Annotated in this window: 19 protein-coding genes; all 19 read left to right on the top strand. The window is 37.4% G+C overall.

The features are described 5' to 3' along the window. The first annotated feature begins 233 nt into the window (after positions 1–233). Positions 234–1,817 (top strand): response regulator, encoded by a 1,584-nt coding sequence (locus GCWU000282_RS09220; protein WP_023354828.1) that lies wholly within the window; start codon positions 234–236, stop codon positions 1,815–1,817. A gap of 228 nt (positions 1,818–2,045) precedes the next feature. Then, positions 2,046–3,404 (top strand): ABC transporter substrate-binding protein, encoded by a 1,359-nt coding sequence (locus tag GCWU000282_RS09215; protein ID WP_023354827.1) that lies wholly within the window; start codon positions 2,046–2,048, stop codon positions 3,402–3,404. A gap of 115 nt (positions 3,405–3,519) precedes the next feature. Then, entirely contained in the window at positions 3,520–4,413 is an 894-nt protein-coding gene (locus GCWU000282_RS09210) for a carbohydrate ABC transporter permease (protein ID WP_023354826.1), read from the top strand. A gap of 71 nt (positions 4,414–4,484) precedes the next feature. Further along, entirely contained in the window at positions 4,485–5,324 is an 840-nt protein-coding gene (locus GCWU000282_RS09205; protein WP_023354825.1) for a carbohydrate ABC transporter permease, read from the top strand. 18 nt (positions 5,325–5,342) lie between these two features. Beyond that, positions 5,343–7,667, top strand: a complete 2,325-nt coding sequence (locus GCWU000282_RS09200) for a discoidin domain-containing protein (protein WP_023354824.1) — start codon at positions 5,343–5,345, stop codon at positions 7,665–7,667. 11 nt (positions 7,668–7,678) lie between these two features. After that, complete coding sequence (locus GCWU000282_RS09195) at positions 7,679–9,046, top strand: glycosyltransferase family 4 protein (protein ID WP_023354823.1); 1,368 nt, start codon at positions 7,679–7,681, stop codon at positions 9,044–9,046. A 108-nt stretch (positions 9,047–9,154) separates the two neighbouring features. After that, the gene (locus GCWU000282_RS09190; RefSeq protein ID WP_023354822.1) at positions 9,155–10,885 is read left to right on the top strand and encodes a sensor histidine kinase; all 1,731 of its coding nucleotides are present in this window, start codon (positions 9,155–9,157) and stop codon (positions 10,883–10,885) included. A gap of 151 nt (positions 10,886–11,036) precedes the next feature. After that, on the top strand, positions 11,037–12,473 hold the full coding sequence (locus tag GCWU000282_RS09185; RefSeq protein ID WP_023354821.1) for an extracellular solute-binding protein: 1,437 nt from the start codon (positions 11,037–11,039) through the stop codon (positions 12,471–12,473). A gap of 48 nt (positions 12,474–12,521) precedes the next feature. After that, positions 12,522–14,132, top strand: coding sequence for a helix-turn-helix transcriptional regulator (locus GCWU000282_RS09180; protein WP_023354820.1), 1,611 nt, complete (start codon positions 12,522–12,524; stop codon positions 14,130–14,132). 232 nt (positions 14,133–14,364) lie between these two features. Further along, positions 14,365–15,045 carry a TIGR00266 family protein gene (locus GCWU000282_RS09175; protein WP_035040153.1) on the top strand — a complete coding sequence of 227 codons (681 nt, stop codon included), beginning with the start codon at positions 14,365–14,367 and terminating at the stop codon, positions 15,043–15,045. Positions 15,046–15,063: 18 nt separating this feature from the next. Beyond that, the gene (locus tag GCWU000282_RS09170; protein ID WP_023354818.1) at positions 15,064–16,431 is read left to right on the top strand and encodes a HEAT repeat domain-containing protein; all 1,368 of its coding nucleotides are present in this window, start codon (positions 15,064–15,066) and stop codon (positions 16,429–16,431) included. Between the two features lie 254 nt (positions 16,432–16,685). After that, positions 16,686–17,141: a hypothetical protein gene (locus tag GCWU000282_RS09160; protein WP_023354816.1), complete on the top strand. Its 456-nt coding sequence runs from the start codon at positions 16,686–16,688 to the stop codon at positions 17,139–17,141. A gap of 78 nt (positions 17,142–17,219) precedes the next feature. After that, on the top strand, positions 17,220–18,092 hold the full coding sequence (gene ispE / locus GCWU000282_RS09155) for a 4-(cytidine 5'-diphospho)-2-C-methyl-D-erythritol kinase (protein ID WP_023354815.1): 873 nt from the start codon (positions 17,220–17,222) through the stop codon (positions 18,090–18,092). A gap of 9 nt (positions 18,093–18,101) precedes the next feature. Then, positions 18,102–18,782 carry a GntR family transcriptional regulator gene (locus tag GCWU000282_RS09150; protein ID WP_023354814.1) on the top strand — a complete coding sequence of 227 codons (681 nt, stop codon included), beginning with the start codon at positions 18,102–18,104 and terminating at the stop codon, positions 18,780–18,782. Then, positions 18,782–19,843 carry a D-alanine--D-alanine ligase family protein gene (locus tag GCWU000282_RS09145; protein ID WP_023354813.1) on the top strand — a complete coding sequence of 354 codons (1,062 nt, stop codon included), beginning with the start codon at positions 18,782–18,784 and terminating at the stop codon, positions 19,841–19,843. Before GCWU000282_RS09150 ends, GCWU000282_RS09145 begins: the two co-directional genes overlap by 1 nt. Continuing rightward, positions 19,844–20,257: a DUF1934 domain-containing protein gene (locus tag GCWU000282_RS09140; RefSeq protein ID WP_023354812.1), complete on the top strand. Its 414-nt coding sequence runs from the start codon at positions 19,844–19,846 to the stop codon at positions 20,255–20,257. A gap of 45 nt (positions 20,258–20,302) precedes the next feature. Beyond that, positions 20,303–20,851, top strand: coding sequence for a DJ-1 family glyoxalase III (locus GCWU000282_RS09135; protein WP_023354811.1), 549 nt, complete (start codon positions 20,303–20,305; stop codon positions 20,849–20,851). 27 nt (positions 20,852–20,878) lie between these two features. Further along, positions 20,879–21,592, top strand: coding sequence for a tRNA threonylcarbamoyladenosine dehydratase (locus GCWU000282_RS09130; RefSeq protein ID WP_023354810.1), 714 nt, complete (start codon positions 20,879–20,881; stop codon positions 21,590–21,592). A gap of 67 nt (positions 21,593–21,659) precedes the next feature. Next, positions 21,660–22,661, top strand: a complete 1,002-nt coding sequence (locus GCWU000282_RS09125) for a hypothetical protein (protein ID WP_035040147.1) — start codon at positions 21,660–21,662, stop codon at positions 22,659–22,661. The last annotated feature ends 53 nt before the right edge of the window (positions 22,662–22,714 follow it).

The following is a 22,714-nucleotide window of genomic DNA, read 5'->3' as shown; positions in this document are numbered from 1 at the left end:
CTTTGACACTTATATAAGCAAAAACCGTTGTAATCCCCTGAGTATGGTGGGTTACAACGATTTTTATTTTTGTCACGGTCTTTAGTATTTTATTCCTGTTTTCATTGAAGCACCTGCAAGAAATTTGATAAATAGTTTATAAATGATATTATTTGTATTAGAATAAGACTGTAAAGCATAGAGAATATCTATGATAATTTATTGCAATTATTCTAAAAAGGTGAGGGTATAGAATGTTTGATGTATATATAGCAGATGATGAAAGTATTTTTAGAGAATACTTAAAGACGGTTATAAACTGGCAGGATTATGGATTCAGATTAGCAGGTGAGGCGAAAAACGGACAAGAACTGGTGGATTTAGTGGATAAAAAAAGAGCTGATATAATTTTTGCTGATATCAATATGCCTGAACTTGATGGACTGCTTGCAGCAGAAATAATACACAAAAAGTATAATGATATTATTATTGTACTTGTGACAGGATATAATGAGTTTGAATATGCACGTAGAGCAATTGGAATCGGAGTTAATGATTTTATTTTGAAACCATTTAGTAAAGATGAATTACTTAGCATACTGTTAAAGCAAAAAAAACGTTTACAGATATTGGTAGAAGAAAAGAGCCTTCATAGGAAGGAACAGAAATTGCTGAGAGAATTTTTTTTACGTTCGTTAATTGATGAAGAGAATATGCTAAATATAATGGAAGTAAGGCAGCAATTAAGCAGGTATGACTTAACTGTTAAGACGGAAAATTTCAGGGTGAGCAGCATTGAAATTGATTTCCTCTATGATAAGTTTAAAACAAATAATGAAATCAGACTGTGGAAAAACGCAGTATTAAATATACTGGAAGAATCAATAGAAATTGGAGTGAATCACTTTGCTTTTTTGGGGGCAGAGGACAGGATAATTTCGGTTCTGGAATTGGAAGATTATAATCTGGATAATAATATTGCAATGAAGGAATACTCAGTTTTTTCAGAAAATGTGAAAAAATATCTGGGCTTTTCGGTATCTGTTGGAATAGGTGAGGTTAAATCAGGCCTTGAAAATATAAAGGTTTCATACAGACAATCAATTACTGTTTTACAAAGTAAACTTTTGTATGGTAGTGGAAAAGTTATGCTTTATAATGAACTGTCAAGAGAATATCAGAATATAGGGTTTTATGCAGGGGAGCTGAATAGAAAAATTGAAGCAGCTCTGCGTATTTATGATGTGGAAGGCGTGGATAGAATATTAAATCAGGTTTGTATTTATATTATTGGACAGCATTTGCAAATAGAATATGTATATGTTATTTCTTTAGGACTTCTTTCAATATGTTTTTCACATATTACAGAAAATAATAAGGATATTAAAGAAGTTCTGGGTGAAGATATTAGTGCATACATAGATATTCACAAAAAATCATATATTGAAGATGTGTTTGAGGATATCAAGGAGGTTTATAGAAAAACAATAGAATTCTTTAATCACAATAAATATTCCCGCTCAAGAAAGATTGCTTACAATGTAAAGAAATATATAGAGGAAAATTATACTAAGCCGGAACTTACAGTCGAGCAGATTGCAGCAGGATTATATGTAGATTCGAGTTATCTGCGTCGCACATTTAAGAAAGAATTCAACATGAAAATCACAGATTTTCTGACACAAATCCGCATGGAAAAAGCCAGGGAATTATTGGTACAAGACCGCTATAAGTTGAGTGATATTTCAGAAATGGTAGGCTTCAATGACAGTAGCTATTTAAGTAAGGTATTTAAAAAATATTTTGGTAAATCCCCAAGTGAATATTATGAAATTTGAGAACTTAAGAATTAAAAGAAAAAATAAGATAAAAATTCTAAATTTGTCTCGTTTTTTTCAAAATAGTCACGAAATATACATTCTTAGGAAGAGAATTTTTAGGTATAATAAAGACAATAAATCCATGTGAGGGCTTTGATAGCCTCAAATTAGTCTTAAGGCTGATTCGGTGTCATGGAGTATTGATAAGTAATATGAAAAGTTTTATTTACAGCGAGGAGGAGGATTATGAAGAAAACAGTTAAGACAGTAGCAAGCTTGTGTGCAGCAGCAATGTTTCTGGTTTCGTGCGGAACAACTGCTAAAACCCCGGAAACATCAAAAAGTGTGACGTCATCCAAGGCTGAAACTAAGGGAACTGAATCCGCTAAAGCTTCAGTAACGGAGAATAAATCAACAACAGATGAAAAGGTCACTTTGACTTTGTTTGCAAACTATTCTGCAGATCAGGAAATCAGAACTTTAGACTATGCTTTGGAAAAAATGAAAGAAATTATGCCAAATGTGACTGTGGAAATAGAAGCGGCACCACAGGATGATGGACAGAAACTGATGACGTATGCGGCATCAGGTAATCTGCCGGATGTATTTAAGTCAGATGGAGTAGGAATAGAACTGTTCAATAAATCAGGGGCATTGCTACAGCTTGATGATTATGTAAAGAAAGCAGGAATAGAAGACAGTATGGTTGATTCATACAAATATGCTCTATACATGCCTGATGGCCATATTTATGCTGTTCCTTGGCAGTCTCCTTGGATTAACTCTTTTTATGCTAATAAAGAAGTTTTTAAGAACAATGGAGTAAAGATTCCTGAAAATTATGATGAGTTCCTGGCGGCAGTGAAAGCTTTTAGAAAAAAAGATATTTTGCCTTATGCTCTGTTTGGAAAAGAAAAAGCATGGTGTCTTCACCTTTATGATATTATGGTAACAAGGGAAAAGGCGGCCGGGATAGCCGCACTGGACAGAGGAGAGGCTTCCGCAACGGAGGAGCCTTATGTAAAGGCCGCAAATAAACTGTTGGGTTTAGTTAAGGAAGGTATGTTATCACAGGATGTATTTAATACAACATATGATCAGGCTGAAGCCATGTTTACCTCGGGTAAGGCGGCTATGTTTATGACAGGAACCTGGGCGCTTAATGGTTTGGAAGAGAAGATGGGGGATAAACTGGCTCTGCTCTATTATCCTTTGGCGGATGCAGGCAAGGAAGAAGACTGTCGCTGGAATATGAGTGGCGGTTATAGTCAGGGAGGATTTTCAGTACCCTCTTACAGCAAACATAAAGAAATAGCTGCTGAATTTGCCATCCGGTTGAGCCAAAAGTTAAACGAAGCTTTTGTTGTTCTGGAAGGCGGAGCTTCAATTTATAAGTCTGTTCCTGATACAAAGGCTAAGCTTGGACCTGTTATGCAGCAATATGTAGCAGATAATAAGAACTTTAAGAGTATGTCAGCTTTTGACTGGAACCTTACTAATCAGGAACTGAAAACAGTAATGGAAGATAAGTCTCAAGAGCTTTTAACAGGTTCACTGTCTGCAGAAGATTTTGTTAAAGATCTTGATGATGCAATAAAAAAATAGGATTGATAATTAGTTATTATTTTTAATTTTAGAAATGATATAAAAAACGGGTTGCTGTATTTTGGCAGCCCGTTTATAAAATATAAGAGTCAATCATACAGAAAAGAGGGATAGCATGAAGAAAGTTACAGGAAATAAGGTGGCGATTGCTATTTTTGTTTTACCGACTCTGCTGCTTTACACAGTATTGGTTTTTTATCCTATAATACAGACGGCTATTAAAAGTCTGTATGAATGGGATGGAATTAATATAGGTGAATTTGTAGGTCTGAAGCACTATATAAAATTGTTTACCCGGGATAAAACTTTCAAAGTTTCACTTATAAACGGATTACTGTTTCCGCTTGTAACTGTTGTATATCAGATAGGACTGGGGAGTGTAATTGCATTTACATTGGCATCAAAGAAAATTAGGGGAAGGAAATTTTTCCGCTCAGCATATTTTATTCCGAGTACTCTTTCAATTGTTATTGTGTGCAAATTATGGCTTGCAATCCTTGCCAGTGATGCCAGTAATATGGGACTTTTGAATAAATTATTTGAATTACTTGGATTATCATATAGACAAAATTGGCTGGCGCAGGGAATACCGGCTATTCTGATAATGGCATTTGTGGCTGCCTGGCAGGGTATAGGTAATACTATTTTATTAATATATACTGCAATTAAGGCTATTCCGGATCAGTATTATGAAGCTGCGGTAACCGATGGTGCAAGGCCTATACAGGCTTATATTAAAGTGATTATTCCTATGTTGGCAGAAACCTACAAACTACTTTTAATATTGATTTTGACAGGTGGCTTACGTGCTTTTGAACATATATTTATAATGACAAGCGGTGGTCCGGGAAACCGGACATCAACATTAAGTTATATGATGTATAAAAGTGCCTATGTTATGAATAACTTCGGATATGCCTGTGCGGTAGCAATATCTTTAGTTTTAGAATGCCTGTGTTTTACCTTGCTTATTAATAGATTTGTAGCAAGAGAAAGACTGATGTATTGATGATTATCCGGTGATATCCGGGAGAAAGGGGAAATTCAATCTCTCTTTAGGGTTTGAATTATAAAGGAATTATGGATAAAAAATCAGGAAAGATCAGTTGTCTTGTAACATACAGTGCCTTGGGATTGTATACTGTCTTATCTGTTTATCCTTTGTTGTGGATGATTTTTAACTCGTTCAAAAATAACGAAGAGATTTTTTCAACTAATCCCTTTGGCATACCCACAGAGTTTAGGTTTATTAATTATGTGAAAGCCTGGTTTGAATACGATGTTGTGCAATATTTCAGTAACAGCGTATTTGTAACGGTTGCAACAGTATTTTTAACAGTTTGCCTGGCTATGATGTTTGCCTATGCAATAGCAAGAATGGACTGGAAACTGTCCGGAGCGGTAAAAACTTATGTTAGCGTGGGAATGTTTATTCCGGCGCAGATAATTCTAATTCCGCTTGTTATTCTTGTAAAGGATTTACATGTTAATGACACCTTATTATCTGTAATTCTGCCATATGTAGCATTTCAGACACCATTCATAATTACGATTTTTTATGGGTATTTAAGACAACTGCCTGTGGAAATGGAAGAAGCTGCGGCAATGGACGGCGCAAGTATCTATTCAATATTTCTAAAAATCATTTTACCGTTGGTAAAGCCTGCCATTGTAAGTTGTGCACTTTTTACTATGTTATTTTCTTGGAATGAGTTTATGATTGCTTTAGTAGTAATTGCAAAAAAAGAGCTTAATACCCTGCCGATAGGTCTGGTTAAGTTTCAGGGACAGTTTTCAACAGACTGGGGAGCAATGGCTGCCTCGCTTGTCATTTCCAGTATCCCTACTATTTTACTGTATTTGGCTTTCAGTCAGCAGATTGAAAAGGCAGTGGCTGCAGGCTCGTCAATAAAGGGTTAGAGCAGAAGGGGGAAAAGTATGGAGAAAATAGAGGTTGATACCAGCAAAGCTTCTGTAATTGGCTGGGATGGAGATAAGGATGGAGTAATCGCCTATATGGAGGGTGGATACTATATTCGGGATAGTAAGAATGTAACTGTAGATTTTCTTATTAGCCGGGGAGTAGAACATTTTGACTGGTATAATAGTGAGGGATATCTGCCCTGCCTGATAACAGAGTTTGAGAAGAAGGGTTGCATAGTAAAAATCCTAAATTTTTGTGATAAAGTAAGAGTTAAAGGAGAGGATTTTGTTGCTGTTTACAGCCGTGTGAGTATTGAGAATAAAACTAAGCAGGATATTGTGCTTTTGCCCGAGCCGGTCGGACCGGTTATAAGCTTAAATAAAGCGGAAGAAAAGATTAAAGCGGGAGAAAGTACAAATTTTGATTATGTGATAGCAGCAGACCGTTTAGGAGGTGAACAGGGATGGCCTGAAGATGAAGAAATGGTAGGACTTGGAGGCTTTGAACTACACTATAAAAGGATGAAGGTCTACTGGGATGACAGATTGGATAAAATTGTAAGACTTAAGGAACTGCCTGACAGCCGACTGATTGAGGCCTACAAAGCGGGGTTTATATATACTCATATTGTAAAAGACGGATATCATCTCAATGTTGGTGAGAACGGATATGATGAAGTTTTTGATCACGATGCGATTGGAATCCTTATCGGACTTCTGACATTGGGAGATTTTAAGGATGCAAAAATATTCTTGGATGGGATAGAGTCACAGATTCAATATGATGATGCAAAATGGAAATACGCCTGGCCGTTTGCATTATATCTGCTAAAGACAGGGGATAAGGAATTTATAGAAGAAAAATATGAAATCATAAAGGGATTTGCATATAAGATTGAAGCTGACTTGACAGGCCCGGGGGGAATAGTAAAACAAACATGGGATATTGATAATATAGGAAACTGGACGGTGGATAACTGGTCAGTTTTAATGGGACTTACAGCATTCAAGTATATTTGTGAAATACTTGGACATAAGGATGAAGAAAAATGGGCGGTTAAAACTTATCAGAAACTATTGAAGGCTTGTAATCAAACTTTGGAAGCAACAATTTCAAGGTATGGCATTAACTATTTACCCTGCTCTATGGTGGAGCCGAATAGTGAAAATGTATGCCGTAACCCACGTAACACTAACTGGGCATCTATGTTCTTATTTGGCCGTTGGGCTTGGGATGGTTATCTGTTTGGTGCAAAGCAGGATAGCATCATGATTAAACTGATTGATGCGACATATGATTATGGTTTTACAAGAGGGAGAGAAGCCGGACTATTTCCACATTCATTTGGTGGAGGTACGTATAGTGACAGAATCGGTTCATATAATGCCGGTCTTGCAGCTACAGGTTTGCGAAGCGAAAAATATCGTTCAGAAGCAATTTATTGTTATCAGGCTATGATTTCATTTGGAATGTCAGGTCCTTATAGCTGGTGGGAGAGCGCCGGGGAAGCAGAGCAAGGGAAGTGGTATGGATTTCATCCTGTCAGCGGTGACGGATCTTGTCCGCATATGTGGGGACAGGCCTGTGCGTCCAAAGCCCTGATTGAATCAATATTAGCGGAAAAGGCAAACGGAGATATTATTGTTGGAAGAGGAATACCGGAAGAGTGGCTATATGATGGAAAAGTTATTGAACTTGATAACTATCCTATAGCGGGAAATCACAGGATTGGCGTTCGTATAGAAGGGCAGGCACAGAAATATATTAAAATATTTTTCTCGGGTGATATCCCTAAAGGAAAATTTATTATAGATTTGCCTTTTATGAAATGGAATATAATCTCAGTAAATGGCGGATATTTGGAAGATAAAGACGGCACTGTCATAACGGAAGGAAAAACAAGAAAAATAGAAATTGAACTAAGAATGCTGAACGTAAAGAAAAATCTGGCTTATCGTAAAGGTGTAAGGGCTGATATAGTACCAAGTGTTGATGGTACCTTTAGTAATTGTACGAACGGAAGTCTGTCAGCGTATACACAGGCTAATAGGGATATACCATGGATTCCGAGTATTGATTTGGGACGACCAACTATTATAAACCGTATCCATGTTACAACTGACAGGGAGAAGTATGCTGAAATTTTCAATTTGGAAGTATCGGTTGATAATAAAAACTGGACAGTAGTTGCCTATGAGAGAAGAAATGATGGTATGCCTAAGGTTTATCTTTTTGATAGTACAGTAGCCCGTTTCATAAGAATGAATGTAGAAAAAACTGTCGGCGGAAATGCAAACAGTGGGCATGCAGTCAGACTGATTGAGGTTTATCAGGATTAATTGGAGGGAAAATGAGTAGAGTTGCCTTTATACATAATGCATTGGGAAAAACGGACGGAGTCTCTCTTGAAGTTGAAAAATGGAGAGTAGTTTTGGAGAGAATGGGACATGAGGTTTTTTATTGTGCAGGGAATGACGATGTGGAAGGAGTTTTTTGTATACCGGAATTATCATTTAATCATCCTGTCACCTATAAAATATTACGTAATGCAACCGTAAAATTGACAGATTATAATAGTGAGGAGGAACTGAAAAGAGAAATAGAAGAGCAGGCCCGAACTTTAAAAAAGGATATTATAAATTTTATCAGAGAGAATAAAATTGAAGTTTTAATACCTAATAATCTGTTATCAGTAGGATACCACATTCCGGCGGTTCTTGCACTTAATGAGGTAATAAAAGAAACTAAGTTACCGACTATTGTGCATAGCCATGACTTTTATTTTGAAGATAGTGGTGAAGTTGAGCCAACCTGTAAGATTGTTTGGGATATTTTGGATAATAATGCCCCTCCGCAAGGGAAAAACGTAAAAAATATAGTAATAAATTATCTTGCGAAAAAGCAATTAGAGCAGAAAAAAGGAATTACTGCAGAGACAGTGCCCAATGTGTTTGATTTTAAGCAGAATGCCTGGGAAAAGGATGAGTACAACCGGGATTTTAGAAAAAACTTTGGCATAAAGGAAAATGATATTGTATTTTTACAGGCAACACGGATTTTAGACAGAAAAGGCATCGAATCTGCTATTGAAGTTATCGCAAAACTAAATAAAAACAGAAATGAACTTTTAGGAAAAACTCTGTATAATGGTAAGGTGTTTACTGCTGACAGCCGTAACATACTTTTATGTGCCGGTTATGTTGAGAACTTTGGAATATCAGGTAATTATTATGAAAATATTAAAAAGAAAGCAGTCGAAAAAGGTGTAGAAATAAAGTTTATTGGCTCACATATAAGCCATAGCCGTGGGAAAATTAATGGAGAAAAAATATATTCTCTTTGGGATAGCTATGTATATGCAGATATAGTTACTTATCCGAGTTTATGGGAGGGATGGGGAAATCAGTTTATTGAAGCCGTTTTTGCAAAACTTCCAATTATTGCATTTGAATACCCGGTGTATATCTCTGATTTGAAAAAAGTGGGTTTTGATATTATTTCTTTAGGTGATAAGGTTAAAGCATATGATGAACTTGGGCTTGCCGTACTACCTGAAAATATAATATCGGAAGCCGTACAAAAGATTATTTCTGTTTTACATGATAAGGAACAGTATAAAAAAATTGTAGACAAGAATTATAAACTGGCTGAAAATAATTTTTCATTGGAGGAGCTGGAAAAGATAGTCAGACGGATTATGCAGGAATTAGATAATTAAGGATAAATATATAGGAAATGTATGGAAATAATCATACGTTTCCTATATATTTAATTTAACCGGAATATATTAGAGTCTGATGAACTATTGGCATATGGGGAGAATAGGATGAAAAATGTCAAGGATTTTTTTAAGAATTTAACAATACGGCAGAAAATAGTTACTGCTTATATTTCACTACTACTTTTTCCGATTGGAGTAATTCTTTTTTTAGCTAATTCAATTTATACTGAGGTGGCTGTATCGGGGGCACAAAACAATATAACAGAAAAATCAAGACTTATAGGTAATCAGATAATTTCGGTAATAGAAAATGCTGAAAGCTGTTCTGAAATGCTAAACCTTAGCATTAATAATATATTGGCACTGATTAGGTATGAGAAAATCGGGATCAGACAGTTGAAGTTTTATCATGGTATCAATAACCATCTGGATATTGCAAGACAAATGTTTAATAATATAGATCGGATTGTATTTGTTGCCGGGAATGGTAATGTAATATGTACCGGTAACAGAGGAGTCAGCGATATTTATATGGACAGTATTGAAGATGATCTGTCAGATTCAAATCTGACAAAATGGTATCCTATGAGCGATATTGATGTTATGACAAAGCAAAAGACAGAACCGCATTTAGTTTTAGCAAGGAAGATACTTCAGATAGATACACATGAACCGGTTGGGATATTGCTTATTTATATTAAAGAAAAAACAATATCGGAAATCTATAACAGTAAGTATTCTGAGAATATGGATATTGCCATCGCGGAGTCCGGACAGATTATTTCTTCTGTGGAAACTAAATCAATTTTTAGTAAGATTAACCTGAATACTAATCCCAATAAAGGAAATATTGTATTTTACAATAAAGAAAAAAATGGTAAAGAAAAATTGTGTTCAGAATATAATATAGGTATTTTTGACTGGACTTTAATTACAGAATCGGATATGAATGAATTGCTCTCAGATAATTTCAGACTTATAAAATACATCATTATAATAGCTCTGATTTGTTCTGCGATATCGGTTATTTGTCTGGAGCTTCTGGCTAAGCTAATAGTCAATCCGCTAAGAAGACTTGAGAGGGACATGAGCAGGGTTAAGGGAGGAGATTTGAATGTTGTATCTGTATATCATTCGCAAGATGAAATAGGTGTGCTCACTTCTGTATTCAATGAAATGGTTGATAGAATAAAGGCTCTGCTAAATGATATTAAGACAGAACAAAAGCAGAAAAGAGAATATGAATTTTCACTTATTCAGACACAGATAAAACCTCATTTTTTATATAATGCGCTTGATTTGATTTATGTACTGTGCAGCATGGGCAGAAGTGAGGAAGCCGGAGGTATGACCAAGGCATTGGCGGATTTTTACCGTGTAGCATTAAGTGGTGGCAAAGAGATAATTTCATTAAGAGAGGAAATGAATGGTGTCAGAAATTATCTGATGATTCAAAAGAATCGTTACTCTGATATTTTTGATTTCTCAATAGAAGAAATAGAAGAAGAGCTTATGGAAACGCCTATCCCTAAACTTAGTATAGAGCCATTGGTTGAAAATGCAATTTATCATGGTATAAAACCTGCAAAACATTTTGGACATCTTAGAATTTATACTAACCCGGTAGATGAGAAGGTTGAAATAAGAGTTGAAGATGATGGAATTGGCAGCGGAGATAGAGAACTGAGCGAATTGATTGGGGAAAGCAAGAACTGCGGTTTTGGACTGAGAAGTGTTCATGAAAGGCTGAAGCTATATTTTGGGAATGACTATGGGTTGAAACTTAATTCCGTAAAAACCGGATTTTCCATATCAATATTCATTCCGAAGCGGTAAAAGCCATTACAAAAAATAAGCCCCGACATATAATATAACCCTCAGTAATGGGGGTTATTTTTTTGGACATTTTGCATTTAAATTAATGCATGAATTTGTTATAATGTATAAAAAGAGTAAAAAATTGTAAATTATACAAGGGAGTGAAGGTATGGGAAGAAAACAGGGAAAAATAAGGGAAAGATTTTTAATTGTTGCAGTATCGATTCTTATACTTTCGTTTACCGTATCAGGCTGTCAAGGTTCTGCCAAAAAAAGCGAACCGGTAGTTCTGACGCTTTGGCATGTGTACGGAGGTCAGGTAGATTCTCCTTTAAACAAAATTATCGACCGGTTTAATGATACTTATGGCAAGGAAGAAGGTATCTATGTACAGGTTACAAGTGTATCCAATACCAATACCATACATGAAGCCGTACTTGCTGCCGGGAAGAATGAGCCGGGAGCGGCAGAACTTCCGGATATTTTCGTTTCCTATCCCAAGACTGTACTTTCTTTACCTGATCCAAGTATTTTGGTAGATTATAAAAAATATTTTACAGAAGACGAATTGTCTAAATATTTTCCGGAATTTATTGAAGAAGGAATGATAGGTGATAAGCTTTTGGTATTTCCGGTTGCAAAATCCACAGAGATTATGTTTGTAAATAAAACTCTCTTTGACCGATTTGCCGCTGAAACAGGAGCGGATGAAAAGGATCTTTCCACCTGGGAAGGACTTTTTAAAATGGCTAAGCAGTATAATGAGTGGACAGACGCGAAGACGCCGGATATAAAAAATGACGGAAAGAATTTTTTTGTACATGACTACCATTTTAACTATTTTCAGGTAGGCTGTGAATCTTTGGGAGAAAAATTCTTTGCAGAAAATGATAATAAGGGAAGCCTTACCTTCGGACCTCAGTTTAAGAGGGTTTGGCGTCCTTATGCGGATGCGGCTATTTCAGGTGGAATATGGCTTAGAGAAGGTTATGCTACGGAGCCTTTGCGCACGGGAGGAGCTATTGTGAGTATGGCATCTTCTGCCAGTGTACTATATTATGAAGATGTTGTTACCTATGAGAATAATGTATCGGAACCGATTGAGGTAGCGGCTCATCCTGCACCTATATTTGAAGGCGGAGAGAAACTTGTTATGCAAAGGGGAGCAGGTTTCTGTATTACAAAATCTACCGAGGAAAGAGAAAAGGCTGCAGCCGATTTTATAAAATGGCTTACGGAACCGGAAAATAATGTGGAATTTGTAACCAAAACGGGGTATATGCCTGTAACAAAAGATGCCTTTAAGATACTTCCGGAGTATGTAAAAAGACTTGAAAGTTCAAAATACAGAAGCCTTTATGAGGCAATAGATAAAACTCAGGCAGAATACCGGTTTTATACTGCACCAAAGCTGGCAAACTATCTTGACCTTGAGATGCGTTTTGAGAAAAATGTGCGTTTGGAGCTATCCAGAGCAAAACAGGAGTATGACGCTGTTTTGAAAAAGAAAAAAGAGGGAGGAAAACTTTCAGAAACGGAGAAACAGCAGGAGAAGGAAAACTATATAGAAGAGGCATACAACAACCTGGTGAATATTATGAAGTAAGATTAAAGATGAGAGAAGTAAAGAAAAGCAGATCGGGGGAGAACCGATATGAGTAAAATATTATCAGTAAAACAGTTGCTAAAAGGGATAAAAGCGCAGAGCCGGTCAATGCGCAGAAAACTCCTGTTTTACATGTGCCTCTTGGTTGTTGCGGGCATTTGCACTTTTTTAGTAATATTGATGGCTGTAGGAGTTTTTAAGGAAGGAAGGCGAAGAATTCAACAGAATCTTACTTTACAGCTGAAAAACAGTGAAAAAGATGTGAGAGAGCTTATGGACTTTCAAGTCGGAAATGCCATTAGGTTGTCAGAGCGTTTAAAATTTGCCCTGGAAAATGATACGCTTTCCTATCCGTACAATATAGAAGAACTTGAGAATAATGCAGATGCAATTAAGAAAATGCAGCTAAATATTTATCCCTTAATCGAAAATACCTTAAATATTACCCGTGTAACCGGTGTTTTTGCAGTCTTTGATACTACTGTAAATAAAAATGCTCCGGGAGCTGAGGATTCACGCAGCGGAGTATATCTTCGAGTAGCAAATATAAGCAGCGGTAATGCACCGGAGAATGACATATTTTTATTTAGAGGAGATCCGGAAGTTGCCATGCAGAACCATATTCAGCTTCATAACCGCTGGAATATGGAGTTTAATAAGAATCAGATGGAGTGGTATAAGTCTCAGATTGTTTCTAAAAATAAGGAAGAAAACTATCTTTGGATTGATAGACATACTGTGCCGGGAACTTGGGAAAACGGTATATTCTTAAGTGTACCTATCAGAGGTAACAGTGGAGGGAATTATGGGCTTTGCGGACTTGAAATAAGTAACCTTTTATTTGGTCTCAGGTATCCTGCGGTAGAGAGCGGTTATGGTGAAATAATTACTGCGCTTGTACCGGTAGCGGATAATAAGCTGAACTTGTCAGACGGTCTTATAGGACAACAGGGAGTTGCTTATTTAAATGGAGTTGAAACATTTGATGTTGAACCCGGAAATGATTTTAATGTCTATAAGAGCGGTGTGTGTAACTATCTTGGAATGCACAGGATTATAGAAGGAGCAAAGGATGAGAAGGGAAGAGAATGGGCAATTGCAGTATTCCTTTCTTTTAATGACTATAATGAACAGATAGCCAGACAGAGATTGAAAATTATCGTAGCTGTACTTATATTTATACCGGTAATGCTTATAGCTGCATTTGTTTTGTCACATCATTTTGTAAAACCGATAGTAAAGGGGCTTGAGGATTTAAAAAATGAAGATGCGGGACAAGTACATAAGATTTCCGGAATTTCAGAGATAGATGCACTTGCGGAATTTTTAGAACTTAAAAATAAGGAGTATCAGAGCGGAAATAAGATAGAGTCTGCGCTTCCGCCGGAAATAGAAGAGCTGTTTAACAATTTCATTGAAAATGCCGGGAAACTTACGAATTCTGAATATAATATTTTAGAGTATTATATCGCCGGATATGAGATTGCTGATGTACCGGATCTTGCCTGCATAAGCATGAATACCGTAAGAAAGCATAATCGAAGTATTTATGAAAAACTAAATGTAAAGTCCAATGATGAACTAAGGCTTTATACCGATTTGTTGAAACGCTGCGGACGTATAGCGGAATTGGAAAGAGAAACAGATGAACATGTCTAAAGTAAAAATGAGATAGTATTAAAATCTTTCGCTGCCACGTTATTGTGCAATATGCACAATAACGTGGCGCGTTTTTTGTGAAAACAGCATATTATCTGGTGAATAATATGCTGTTTATTTTGACCTTTTTATTTAAAAACTATCTGCGGGGTAATATTATTTTTGATAAAAAAGACTTATTATTTCATTGAAGACGCTAAGATTTAAAAAAATAAAAAAGGAGGAAATTTTTATGCGTTATGAGATTGAAGGAGGAAGTTTACCTGCGGCTGTTCTCAGTCTTGAATCCGGTGAGACTATTATAAGTGAGGTTGGAGGACGTACCTGGGCAAAGGGAAATGTGACTACGGAAACAAAGGCTCCGGGTGGACTGGGTAAAAGTATAGGACGTATGTTCTCCGGCGAAAGTCTCTTTATGAGTTATTATACCGCAAACGGTCCGGCAGAGATTGGCTTTGCATCATCATTTGCGGGAAGTATAGTTGTAAAGGAACTTGGACCGGGACAGAGCATTATTTGCCAGAAGTCAGCCTTTCTTTGTGCTACTTCTGAAGTAGAGCTCTCAATTCATTTCCAAAAGAAGTTGGGATCAGGACTATTTGGCGGAGAAGGTTTCATTATGCAGAAGGTTACAGGTCCCGGTACGGTATTCCTTGAACTGGATGGTTATGTTAAGGAATATGATCTTGCCTCAGGTGAGGAGCTGGTGTGCGATACAGGTGTAGTTGCTCTTATGGATGAAACCTGTAAGATGGATGTGCGTGTAGTAAAAGGTTTGAAGAATAAATTGTTTGGTGGTGAGGGACTTATAGATACAGTTGTAACAGGTCCGGGAAAGGCATATATCCAGACTATGTCCCTTCCTAGACTTGGAGAGATGCTGTCACCGTTTATTGTGACACAAAAGAAATAATAAGGTGAGGTAGAAGATATGAAGAACAGAAGAATATATATTGCCGGTATTATTCTGGCAATGTTTGTGGCTTCTGTAGGTACGTCTGCCTGCGGAAATAAGGGGAATGCAGGAAGCGGACAGAAGCAGACGAGCGAACAAAAACAAATAACAAATGAGAGTAAGGAAGATAAGAAGACAGGTTCTACAGGGGATTCAAATAAAACAGAGAATAACACGGGCAGTACAAATTCTGCTACAAGCACTATAGCAAGTAACACAACAGGTAATACAGGCAGTACAACTTCAACAGCAAGCAATACAGAAGTTAAAGGGGATGCTTCCGAAGAGCTTGATTATGCCAATATGACCGAAGATGATTTAGTTAAGGACTTAATTAATAAAGAAAGTCTTACTGAAGAAGAGGTTTTGTGGTTGGATTCTACTTTCAGATATGTGGAGTTTGATAAATTTCTTAATCTGCCTTACTGTATATCGTATAAAGCATTTGATCTCTTAAATGATAAGGGAGTAAAATACGAGTTTAGTGAAAAGAATATTGAAACACTTTTAAAAAGTAAATATCCACAGCTTAGGGTAAGAGCTATGGAGCATATGTTCTCATTCTTTGGTTTGAGTGATGAACACAAGGAAATGGTAAAGGAACTGGTTAAAACCGAGACAGAACCTGCAGTAATAAAGGAAGCAATAGCAATTCTGGGTAACAGCGGCAATGATCCTGAGGTTGGAGCATTCCTGATTGCATCTGCAAAACATGAGGATCCACGTATCAGAGAGACCGCTGCAAGTTGGATTGGTAGCTATTGGAATGACAAAATGGAAGGCGCGGTAGAAGCAGAACTGGAGCTTATGAAGGATGAGGATATTAAGGTTGCGGATGCGGCGTATAGAAATTGTAATAATATGACTGATAAGCGTATTCTAGAGGCACTCAAGGAAGCTCTTAATGATGATAAAAAATATGAATTACATGGTTCTTGTATGGATTCTGTAATATATATGTGGTTAAACTATCCATCACATGAAAAATACAATAAAGAAGCTTATAAGATTAGCATGGATTATTACAAAAAGAAACCAAGAACAAAGGATGTTCCATACTGGATAGCGGTTTCGCACTTGGATAAAGTCAATGAGGATAAGTTTGACGCTTGGAAGAAAAAGGCAAAGTACTATAAGCCAAAAGAGATTGTTGAGGTTATGACAGATATTGTTAAAGATAAAAATGCAGATTATCTGGCACGTTGTTGTGCCATTGATGTGATAGCTGTACATGGAGGAAAGAAAGCATTTAAGGACTTAAAACCGATAATAAAGAAATTAAAGGATGAAAAGGCTGATAGTATAAGGGATGCTTACAAGAGTAAAGAGAAAAAATTTAAGTAAAAGAGTAAATCTTTCTTCTAAAAAACTATTTTCCGGAGATGAAATCTTAATTTTGTCTCCGGATATTATTATGTTTAAAAGTTTTGTGTTTTTTGCACAATCTTCACTGTTTTTAGGGGTTACTTTTTATAAGCAGACTTCTCTAAAATGTTTGTATTTGAAATTCTTTTGTGGTATAATACTAAAGATTGTGTATAATTATTAAATGCTAATTTAGGTTAAAGTATTAAAAGAAGGTTTGGGAGGTTGTTTATATGTCAGCATATATACCGGCTATAATAGTGGCGGTTATAATAATTGCTTTACTGGTGGTTTTGTATTTTTTGTCGAGATATGCCAAGAAGCTTCAGGAAAAGCAGGAAATAGCAAATGAGCAGATGAGAGAAATGGAACAGGCGGTTTCTCTGCTTGTCATAGATAAAAAGATGATGAAGATTACAGAAGCCGGTTTTCCGCAGATAGTTGTGGATCAGGCGCCAAAGCTTTCTAAACTTTCCAAAGTACCTGTTGTAAAGGCGAAGGTTGGACCTAAGGTTATGAGCCTTATGTGCGATCCTAAGGTATTTAATACCATACCTGTTAAGAAAGAAGTTAAGGCTATGGTTTCGGGTATTTATATAACAGGAGTTAAGGGACTAAGGGCAGGGCTTGATAAGGCTCCTGAGAAGAAAAAATTATTGGATAGGGTAAAGGGCATATTTAAAAAATAAAGATAATGTGCACCTGATGAAAGGGCACTCGGTTTGGAGTGCCTTTTGTTTACCGGGAAATATTATAGAAAGAGGGTTATGGACAGAGTTGAAGAAAGAGCTTACGGTAAAATAAATCTGAGCCTGGATGTAATAGGGCGAAGAGAAAACGGATATCATGATGTAAGCATGGTTATGCAGACTGTCGATTTATATGATGTAATTTCGCTAAATAAACTTAAAGGTGACGGTGAAATCAGGCTGACTGCCAATGTGAATACTTTGCCGTTAGATGAAACTAATATAGTTTATAAAGCAGTTAAGCTTGTCAAAGAAGAGTATGGGTTAAATACAGGAGTAAGTGTCCATATAGAAAAGCATCTTCCCATAGCTGCCGGTATGGGTGGCGGAAGCAGTGACGGAGCAGCCGCTTTAAGAGGGATGAACAGACTTTTTGAACTTGGACTCAGTAATGAAAAACTTGAAGAACTCGGAGTGAGACTTGGTGCGGATGTACCATTTCTTATTAAGGGTGGTATAGCTCTTGCAGAAGGTATAGGAGAGAAGCTGACTAAACTTCCGGATTTTCCAGATTGCGTTCTTGTTATAGCAAAGCCTGATTTGGGAGTGTCAACCAAAGAAGTGTATGAAGCCTTTGACAGTCTTAAAAAAGTTAATCATCCGGATGTAGGAAAACTTGTGAAATCGCTGGGAAGTGCCGGTCTTAAAGAGATTGTAAAGCTTTTAGGAAATGTATTGGAAAAAGTCACAGCAAAAAAATATGAAATAATAGAGGTTGTTAAAAATCTTTTGATTGATAACGGGGCTGTATTTTCTATGATGACAGGAAGCGGTCCTACAGTATTTGGAATTTTTGAAAATGAAGAACAGGCAAAAAAAGCCTGTAATAACCTTAGAAAGCAAGAAGGTTTGGAATTGGTAGCAATTGCAAAGTGTTATACAGGGCAGTAAAGGAGATATATGGATAAATATATGCTAAATGAATCTGAACTTCCTTTAAGAGATGTAGTTTTTCGCACCCTCAGAAGGCAGATACTTATGGGCGAGTTAAAGCCGGGTGAAAGGCTGATGGAAGTAAAACTTACCAAGAAACTGGGAGTAAGCAGAACTCCGGTCAGGGAAGCCATACATATGCTTGAGACAGAAGGTTTGGCAAAAATAATACCAAGAAGAGGTGCTTCCGTAAGTGATATTACAGAAGAAGATTTGCAGGATGTACTTGAGGTAAGGTGCGCCCTTGAGGAGCTTGCGGTTGAACTTGCCTGCGCAAGAAGAAGCGAAGAAGATATGTTTAATATCAAAAAGGCGGCAAGGGCTTTTATAGAGGCGACCAAGTCGGGGAATATTTCTGAGATGGCAGAAAAGGATGTGGAATTTCATAATCACATTTTTTCGGCTACAGGAAACAAACGCCTTATTCAGCTTGTGGGCAACCTGTCTGAGAGAATGTACAGATATAGAATAGAATACCTTAAGAATAAGGGTGTATACGAAGGGCTTATTAAAGAGCATAATGATATCATCCGTTATCTGGAAGAAAATGCGCCTTCAGAGGCAAGAGGGGCTATCAGAAAGCATATCACCAATCAGGTTGAACAGGTAAGTCTTGATATAAAGGCAGGGAAGGAAAAGAAAAAGTAATGAAAAAGAGATTGGCAGTAATAGTCGGAGGACGTTCAAGTGAGCACGAGGTTTCGCTTGTAAGCGGAGAAAGCGTAATTGAAGGTATAGATACAGATAAATATGATGTAAAGATTATAGTCATAAGTAAAGAAGGAGAATGGCTGCTTGCCCCTAACACAGAGGCTTTAAAAGATGGTTCTTGGAAAGAGAGTAAGGTAAAGGCTGTTATTTCACCGGATGCAAAGGACAAGGCTTTACTTGTTTTTAATGAAAACGGCTCGGTGGAAAAGCTTGCAATAGATGCAGTATTCCCTGTATTACATGGGCTTTACGGTGAGGACGGTACTATTCAGGGGCTGTTTGAATTGGCAGGTATTCCATATGTTGGCTGTGGAGTTATAGCTTCCGCTGTAGGTATGGACAAATGGTATACCAAGCAGGTAGTCGATACAACAGGTATAAGACAGGCTCGTTTTGTGCCGGTTTACAGAGATGAACTTAAAGAAATGGACAAGGTCATAGATAAAATAGAAAAAGCCTATCCATATCCGTATTTTGTCAAACCTTCCAATGCAGGTTCTTCAAAGGGAGTCAGCAAGGCGGCTGACAGGGAAGGATTAAAGAAAGCCCTTCTTTTAGCGGCAGAACATGACAGGAAAATTCTGGTAGAAGAAACTATAGTCGGAAGGGAGCTTGAATGTGCGGTACTTGGCGGCTTTGACGTGAAGGCAAGCGGTGTGGGAGAAATCCTTGCTGCGGCTGAGTTCTATGATTTTGATGCCAAGTATAACAATGCAGAGTCTAAGACTGTACTCTCACCGGAGCTTCCTGAGGGTAAAACTGAGGAGATAAGAGAGGCTGCGGTTAAGATATTTAAGGCACTTGATGGTTACGGGCTTTCAAGAGTAGACTTTTTCCTTGAAAATGATACAAATGAGATAGTATTTAACGAGATAAATACCCTTCCGGGCTTTACAGCGATAAGTATGTATCCTATGCTTTGGAAAGAACAGGGACTTGATAAAAAAGCTCTTATAGACGAGCTTATAAACCTGGCACTTAGGAGATATGAAGGTTAGATGAATAAAAATGTGAAGGTCAGCCTGTCATCGTATCAGAAAACAGATTCAGGGGCGGAGGAAATCAAAGTTTCCGCCCCCGGCACCTATTCTCTGATAAATGGCAGGCATTTTGTAAAATACAACGAAAAAACTGATGATGGCAAAGAGAATAAGGTTTTGTTAAAGTTTGAAGAGAAGCTGCTTGAAATGACTAAATCGGGCGAAGCGGCAAGTACTCTTGTTTTTGAAGAAGGAATAAAAACAGAAGGCAGCTATAGGACACCTTTTGGAGCGTTTATAATAACTACTGACACAAAAAAGCTGGATGTTAAAATAGGAAAGAAAAATATCTTTATAAATCTGGAATATAAACTTGCCATAGACGGTGAATTTGTGGCAGACTGCAAGATATATATAGAGCTTATGTTTTGATGTGAATAATCGGAGTTTAACAATTACAGAAAGGAAGGTAGAACAATGAGAGCAGCAGTAATTTTTATGAACGGATTTGAAGAAGTTGAGGGACTTACGGTAGTTGATATGCTTAGAAGGCTTGATATTACCTGTGATATAGTAGGTAAGACTTCTGAGGTGACAGGGGCTCATAACATAACTATAAAATCGGATAGGCTTTTAGAAGAGATTAAATCAGAGGAATATAATGCCGTAATCCTTCCGGGTGGACTTCCCGGGGCTACCAATCTCAGAGATGATGACAAGGTAATAACTATTCTTAAAGAAATGAATAATGAAGGAAAAATCGTTGCTGCTATCTGTGCTGCTCCTATAGCCCTTGAAAGAGCAGGAGTGCTTGAGGGGAAAGAATTTACGGCTTATCCCGGAGTAGGCGAGAATATAAAGGGCGGTAAGTTTAGGGAGGAACTTGTAGTAAAAGACGGTAATGTAATTACTTCAAGAGGACCTGCCACCAGTATGGAATTTGCTTTCATTATAGCGGAAGTTTTAGGGGTAAATGCGGATGAGCAGATAAAAGGAACACTTTGGGATAAGGTGACGGGAAGATAAAAGAGCTTTTAATCAGGAAGGAAGTATATGGAAGAAAATCAGTTTTCAAGGACTGAATTACTTTTAGGAAAAAAGTCGGTAGAGAATTTAGCCAAAAAACGGGTTGCGGTTTTTGGTGTAGGAGGAGTAGGCGGCTTTGTCTGCGAAGGGCTTGTGCGTTCGGGTATAGGAATAATTGATATTATAGACAAGGATACTGTAGATATAAGTAACCTGAACAGACAGCTCATAGCTCTTCACAGCACGGTAGGCATGAATAAGGTGGATGTCCTTGAAGCACGTCTTAAGGATATAAATAAAGATTTGATTGTAAATAAATACAAATGTTTTTTTCTGCCGGAAACCTCGGATAGTTTTGAATTTGAGAAATATGATTATGTGGTGGATGCCATAGACACTGTTACAGGCAAGATAGAGCTTGTATTAAAAGCTAAAGATGCAGGAGTGCCTATAATTTCAGCTATGGGAGCCGGCAATAAGTTAGATCCGACAGCATTTCAGGTGGCTGACATATACAAAACCAATGTATGCCCTCTTGCAAGAGTTATGAGAAGAGAACTTAAAAAAAGAGGGGTAGACAGACTTAAGGTGGTCTATTCCAAAGAAGAGCCCATAAAACCTTCATTTGCGGAAGGAGAAGAGGTGGTTCCCGGAAGTGTGTCCTTTGTACCTTCTGTGATGGGGCTTATAATTGCAGGTGAGATTGTGAAGGAATTATCAGCTAAGTTTGACCGGGTTTAAATTTTTACCTACTTGTGATATATTGTATCTAAGTATGATGTTTTGAAATATGAAAGGAACAGGGGCTATGAGGAAAGACGATTATATTGGCAAAATCAGAGAGGTATTAAAGAATAATCCCTTCATACTTGTAGGTGTAAGTGATATAGAGGGAGAAGAAATCTGCAATTTTTTGAAAAAAGAAAAGAAAGAATTTGAAAGCGTAAAATTAACGCATGAATCTCCGTTTTGGGAAGAAGTTCCTGAGGATATTAAAGAAAAAGTCAATGAAATAATACTGAGCGGAAGGCGGGTTATCAGCCTTTGCATAAAAGGAAATATGCCTGAGGCCATACTCTCTATTGCTTCTATGTGGCATGACGGGGATGAAGAAGACAGACCTCTGTCTCCTATAGAACAGTTATTACTTGCAATCAAAAAGGAGGTACCGCCTTTTTATAAACTTATCGGAGCAAACAGCAGGGGAGTAATTTATGCTATGCGTGAAGAGGCAGAAGCCTTACTGAAAGGTTTTGGTGCAAGAAGCAAGTATAAGAGTATATTAAAAGATGCCGGTATTACAGATTATGATTTAGAGGATTATAAACAAAAGGTCTATGACTCAGGTGAGGCAGGGATGGAGAAAATTCCCGAAGCTTATAGGGCAGGAATAGGCCTCGTAATAAAGGAGATAAGAAGGAAAGACCGGGCTGCACAGGGGATTACACAGGAACAGGAGTTACAGGCGGAGAGAGCGGTAATGAAGTCCTATCTTATTGGCAGCGTAACTGTGGTAGATATGTTTGAAGCCAAACCGGCGGCAGTATTTGACCGCCTGGTAGAGACTGAAAAATATGGACTGCTTATGCTTTCTTCCGGCGGAGAAAGTTACTTTATCGGTCCTTGGAGTAAGGTAAAGAAGTTTGAGGAGCATTTTTCAGAGGGGAAAGTAGGAGGAGAACCTCCTATAAGAGGTCACTGGTCAGGAAAGTACAGCAGACCGCTGGTACTGGACTTTGTGGAGAGTATGGAAAAGGTTAAAGACAAGAAGAATCTGCATGAAAAGTCGGATTTGTTTATGAAATTGTAGTATGCTAGTCAAATATCTGCAAAATATGGTAACTTTCGGGTTACGGTTTAATC

Source organism: Catonella morbi ATCC 51271, assembly GCF_000160035.2.
Classification (GTDB): domain Bacteria; phylum Bacillota; class Clostridia; order Lachnospirales; family Lachnospiraceae; genus Catonella; species Catonella morbi.
Note: the sequence above shows the minus strand (reverse complement) of the source record. Positions and strands in the feature narration are given on the sequence as shown.

What these genes read in the sequence shown, in the direction of transcription:
- GCWU000282_RS09220 (WP_023354828.1), top strand. Translation starts at nt 234, where the DNA reads ATGTTTGATGTATATATAGCAGATGATGAAAGTATTTTTAGAGAATAC.
- GCWU000282_RS09215 (WP_023354827.1), top strand. Translation starts at nt 2,046, where the DNA reads ATGAAGAAAACAGTTAAGACAGTAGCAAGCTTGTGTGCAGCAGCAATG.
- GCWU000282_RS09210 (WP_023354826.1), top strand. Translation starts at nt 3,520, where the DNA reads ATGAAGAAAGTTACAGGAAATAAGGTGGCGATTGCTATTTTTGTTTTA.
- GCWU000282_RS09205 (WP_023354825.1), top strand. Translation starts at nt 4,485, where the DNA reads ATGGATAAAAAATCAGGAAAGATCAGTTGTCTTGTAACATACAGTGCC.
- GCWU000282_RS09200 (WP_023354824.1), top strand. Translation starts at nt 5,343, where the DNA reads ATGGAGAAAATAGAGGTTGATACCAGCAAAGCTTCTGTAATTGGCTGG.
- GCWU000282_RS09195 (WP_023354823.1), top strand. Translation starts at nt 7,679, where the DNA reads ATGAGTAGAGTTGCCTTTATACATAATGCATTGGGAAAAACGGACGGA.
- GCWU000282_RS09190 (WP_023354822.1), top strand. Translation starts at nt 9,155, where the DNA reads ATGAAAAATGTCAAGGATTTTTTTAAGAATTTAACAATACGGCAGAAA.
- GCWU000282_RS09185 (WP_023354821.1), top strand. Translation starts at nt 11,037, where the DNA reads ATGGGAAGAAAACAGGGAAAAATAAGGGAAAGATTTTTAATTGTTGCA.
- GCWU000282_RS09180 (WP_023354820.1), top strand. Translation starts at nt 12,522, where the DNA reads ATGAGTAAAATATTATCAGTAAAACAGTTGCTAAAAGGGATAAAAGCG.
- GCWU000282_RS09175 (WP_035040153.1), top strand. Translation starts at nt 14,365, where the DNA reads ATGCGTTATGAGATTGAAGGAGGAAGTTTACCTGCGGCTGTTCTCAGT.
- GCWU000282_RS09170 (WP_023354818.1), top strand. Translation starts at nt 15,064, where the DNA reads ATGAAGAACAGAAGAATATATATTGCCGGTATTATTCTGGCAATGTTT.
- GCWU000282_RS09160 (WP_023354816.1), top strand. Translation starts at nt 16,686, where the DNA reads ATGTCAGCATATATACCGGCTATAATAGTGGCGGTTATAATAATTGCT.
- ispE (WP_023354815.1), top strand. Translation starts at nt 17,220, where the DNA reads ATGGACAGAGTTGAAGAAAGAGCTTACGGTAAAATAAATCTGAGCCTG.
- GCWU000282_RS09150 (WP_023354814.1), top strand. Translation starts at nt 18,102, where the DNA reads ATGGATAAATATATGCTAAATGAATCTGAACTTCCTTTAAGAGATGTA.
- GCWU000282_RS09145 (WP_023354813.1), top strand. Translation starts at nt 18,782, where the DNA reads ATGAAAAAGAGATTGGCAGTAATAGTCGGAGGACGTTCAAGTGAGCAC.
- GCWU000282_RS09140 (WP_023354812.1), top strand. Translation starts at nt 19,844, where the DNA reads ATGAATAAAAATGTGAAGGTCAGCCTGTCATCGTATCAGAAAACAGAT.
- GCWU000282_RS09135 (WP_023354811.1), top strand. Translation starts at nt 20,303, where the DNA reads ATGAGAGCAGCAGTAATTTTTATGAACGGATTTGAAGAAGTTGAGGGA.
- GCWU000282_RS09130 (WP_023354810.1), top strand. Translation starts at nt 20,879, where the DNA reads ATGGAAGAAAATCAGTTTTCAAGGACTGAATTACTTTTAGGAAAAAAG.
- GCWU000282_RS09125 (WP_035040147.1), top strand. Translation starts at nt 21,660, where the DNA reads ATGAGGAAAGACGATTATATTGGCAAAATCAGAGAGGTATTAAAGAAT.